The organism is Mycobacterium sp. (assembly GCF_049278535.1).
GTDB lineage: Bacteria > Actinomycetota > Actinomycetes > Mycobacteriales > Mycobacteriaceae > Mycobacterium.
The window spans coordinates 1-3,413 of the sequence record NZ_JBAPMI010000112.1; the positions used below are offsets into that span (position 1 = coordinate 1).

General features: G+C 62.9%; 5 protein-coding genes and 1 pseudogene. 2 read left to right on the top strand and 4 right to left on the bottom strand.

Going from position 1 to position 3,413, the window contains the following annotated elements:
- The coding region (locus WAO18_RS07220; protein WP_422205079.1) for a hypothetical protein at positions 1-204 on the top strand (204 nt) is incomplete at its 5' end.
- Positions 205-223: 19 nt separating this feature from the next.
- Here the strand turns inward: WAO18_RS07220 and murA are convergent.
- Positions 224-1,477, bottom strand: coding sequence for a UDP-N-acetylglucosamine 1-carboxyvinyltransferase (gene murA / locus WAO18_RS07225; protein WP_422205081.1), 1,254 nt, complete (start codon positions 1,475-1,477; stop codon positions 224-226).
- A 71-nt stretch (positions 1,478-1,548) separates the two neighbouring features.
- Here murA and WAO18_RS07230 point away from each other — a divergent pair, with 71 nt between their 5' ends.
- Positions 1,549-2,139 (top strand): cob(I)yrinic acid a,c-diamide adenosyltransferase, encoded by a 591-nt coding sequence (locus tag WAO18_RS07230; protein ID WP_422205082.1) that lies wholly within the window; start codon positions 1,549-1,551, stop codon positions 2,137-2,139.
- A gap of 9 nt (positions 2,140-2,148) precedes the next feature.
- On the opposite strand, the gene WAO18_RS07235 is transcribed toward WAO18_RS07230, so the two are convergent.
- The 3 genes and pseudogenes from WAO18_RS07235 to WAO18_RS07245 form a co-directional block, all read right to left on the bottom strand.
- On the bottom strand, positions 2,149-2,592 hold the full coding sequence (locus WAO18_RS07235; RefSeq protein WP_422205084.1) for a DUF2550 domain-containing protein: 444 nt from the start codon (positions 2,590-2,592) through the stop codon (positions 2,149-2,151).
- 12 nt (positions 2,593-2,604) lie between these two features.
- A complete protein-coding gene (locus tag WAO18_RS07240) occupies positions 2,605-2,970 on the bottom strand; it encodes a F0F1 ATP synthase subunit epsilon (protein WP_422205086.1) in 366 nt (121 codons plus the stop codon).
- A 48-nt stretch (positions 2,971-3,018) separates the two neighbouring features.
- Positions 3,019-3,413 (bottom strand): annotated as a pseudogene (locus WAO18_RS07245) (F0F1 ATP synthase subunit beta); the annotation flags it as partial.

Consider the following 3,413-nt stretch of genomic DNA (forward strand, 5'->3'; position numbering starts at 1 on the left):
AGCAAAAAGACACCAAAAAACTGGCATCAAAAAACCACGTCCCAACACGGGGCGCTGAAACGCGGCCAAAAAAACAACAACAAAAACAAAACCACCAAACACACTATTGAGTTCTCAAACAACACCCGTTTTCGGGCAACCCTGCCACTGTACTCTGCGGCGCATGGCCCGTCAACTGCACTAACCGCTCCCGAGGAGCAGTAGTGCGTCGTTATGTACCGACCTACTCTACGCGCTCAATCTCTGCGCCCAAACTGGCCATGTTCTCCACGAACAGCGGGTAGCCCCGGTCGATGTGAAAAACGTCGTGTACCTCGGTATCACCGTCGGCCACCAAGCCGGCAAGCACCAGCCCGGCGCCGGCCCGGATGTCCGACGACCACACCGGTGCGCTGGACAGTTGGGGAAGACCTCTGACGACGGCATGGTGTCCGTCGGTGCGGGCATCGGCACCGAGACGGATCATCTCCTCCACGAATCGGAACCGGGCCTCGAACACGTTCTCGGTGATCATCGATGTCCCATCGGCGATCGCCGCCATCGCAATCGCCATCGGCTGCAGATCCGTCGGGAAACCCGGGAACGGCAATGTCGCGACGTTGACTGCCTTCGGCCGCTCGTACTGGGTGATCCGGAAGCTGTCGTCGGTCTGGGTCACCGTGGCGCCGGCGTCGTGCAGTTTGTGCAGCACGACCTGAAGATGCGCCGGGTCAATCCCGGTCACTGTTACGTCGCCGCGGGTCATCGCCGCGGCAATGCCCCACGTGGCGGCCACGATGCGATCGCCGATCACGCGATGCTCGGTCGGATACAGCCGCGGGACGCCGGTGATCGTCATCGTGGGCGAGCCCGCACCTTCGACGTGTGCGCCCATCTGGTTCAACATCGTGCACAGGTCCACCACATCGGGTTCGCGGGCCGCGTTGTGGATCGTCGTCACGCCTTCAGCCAGAACCGCGGCCATCAAGATGTTCTCGGTTGCTCCGACCGAGGGAAACTCCAGCTGAATCTCCGCGCCGTGCAGGGAATCTGCCTGAGCGACGACGCATCCGTGCTCGATATTGCAGACGGCCCCGAGCTGCCGCAGCCCGGCTTGGTGCATGTCCAGCGGACGCGAACCGATGGCGTCACCACCCGGCAGCGCGACTTTTGCCCGCTTGCATCGCCCAACCAGTGGACCCAGTACGCAGACCGATGCCCGGAACTGCCGCACGGCGGCGAAGTCGGCGTCGTATTTCAGTTCATCCGGTGAGGTGATGCGCACGGTTGCGCCGTCCAGCTCGACCGTGGCGCCCAGCCCCCGCAGCACTTCCGCCATCAACGGCACGTCAAGGATGTCGGGGCAGTTGGTGATCGTGCTGGTGCCTTCGGCAAGCAGCGCCGCCGCCATCAACTTGAGAACGCTGTTCTTGGCTCCCCCAACAGCGACTTCGCCCGACAACCGACTTCCACCGGTCACCACGAAACGCTCGGCCACGCGGGCTAGTTTAGTGAAGCCGTTTCGCCCTGTCAGTCGCCTACGTCAGACGGAGCGGTACGTTTTTATTCATGGCAGTACATCTGACCCGCATCTATACCCGGACCGGAGACGACGGAACGACCGGTTTGAGCGATTTCTCACGGGTGGCTAAAAACGACGCGCGATTGGTGGCCTACGCCGATTGCGACGAGACCAATGCGGCTATCGGCACTGCGATCGCCCTGGGAGACCCGACTCAGCAGATAGCCGACGTGCTGCGGCAGATCCAAAACGATTTGTTCGACGCCGGCGCGGATCTGTCGACGCCGGTGGTAGAGAACCCAAAGTATCCGCCGCTGCGCATCACGCAGTCCTACATCGACCGGCTCGAAGCCTGGTGCGACGAATTCAATGAAAGCCTGGCGCCGCTCAAATCCTTTGTGCTGCCCGGTGGTTCAGCGCTGTCGGCGCTCCTGCACGTCGCGCGCACTGTTGCGCGACGTGCTGAGCGTTCGGCGTGGGACGCGATCGAGCAGCACCCGTCGGACGTGAGTCCGCTGCCCGCGAAGTACCTGAACCGCCTGTCGGACTTGCTGTTCATCTTGAGCCGGGTGGTCAATTCTGACGGCGACGTGTTGTGGCAACCGGGCGGTGAACGGTCCGACAAGCCGAAGAAGTAAACCCGTGAATCAGGTGCTGCGGCGGCGGGCACGCGGCGAGGGACGTGATTCCAACCACGACTGAAACGCCGTCAATGCGCCTCGGTCTAGGGCGATTTCGTAGCCAGCCCGGCGGTCCTGCGTGGTGTCCCGCAGCTCCAGCACGATGATCTGTTCGGTCATGATGTCGAACTCATCGCCTCGCGGCGGACGTCGCGACACGACCTCCACACCGCGTCTGTTGAGTCGACGGTCCGGCCACAGGCGAACGCTCGACAAGCGGTAGAACGCGGCATCCCCACCGCGATAACGAATTACGCCGTGCCGCCAACCGTGACCTCGGACCGCGGGTATGTCCCGCATGATCGCCGCCGTCCCACCCTGGCGCAGCTTCCACAACCGATAGCTCAAGGCCACGACCGCAATTCCGAGCAGGGCTACCAGCACGACCATGACAAACATGAGCGTGCTCATCGCCGGGGACCGCTAGTCGAGCGCGCCGACAGCGCGCAGTCTGCCGCGTCCCCTGGCAGCGATGCGAGGATCGTCGGACTGCGAATCCTCTTTCGCCGCAGCCTCGTCGATCTCCGACTCGAATTGCGCCGACTCGGCGAGGATGCTGACGCTCTCCTCGGTAACCGACAGGAAGCCGCCCTCCACCGCGACCCGCAGATCGCTCTCACCCTCACGCTCGACGCGCACCATGGCGTCGTCGACCAGTTGCGCTACCAGCGGGATATGGCTTGGCAGGATGCCGATCTCGCCCACCGTGGTGCGGGTGAAGAGGAACGTCGCCTCGCCCGCCCAGATTTTTCGGTCGACGGCAACGATCTCCAAGTTCAACGTGGCCATCTCACACCTGCCCTTCCCCGCTCAACCTCTCGCCGCCGGCAAGAACACTCACAGCTTGGCGCCGAAGCTTTCGGCCTTCTTGGCCAGGTCGTCCAAGCCACCGATCAGGAAGAACGCCTGCTCCGGTATGTGGTCGAACTCGCCCTTGGCCAGTTTGTCGAACGCTTCGATAGTTTCCTTCAACGGGACAGTGGAGCCGGGCTGACCGGTGAACTGCTCCGCCGCCATCATGTTCTGCGACAGGAACCGCTCGATTCGTCGCGCCCGGTTGACCTGTTGCTTGTCCTCCTCGGACAGCTCGTCGATACCCAGAATCGCAATGATGTCCTGGAGGTCCTTGTAGCGCTGCAGGATTCGGATAACTTCCTGCGCCACCCGGTAGTGCTCGTCGCCGACGATCGCCGGGCCCAGGATGGTGGAGCTGGACGCCAGCGGGTCAACCG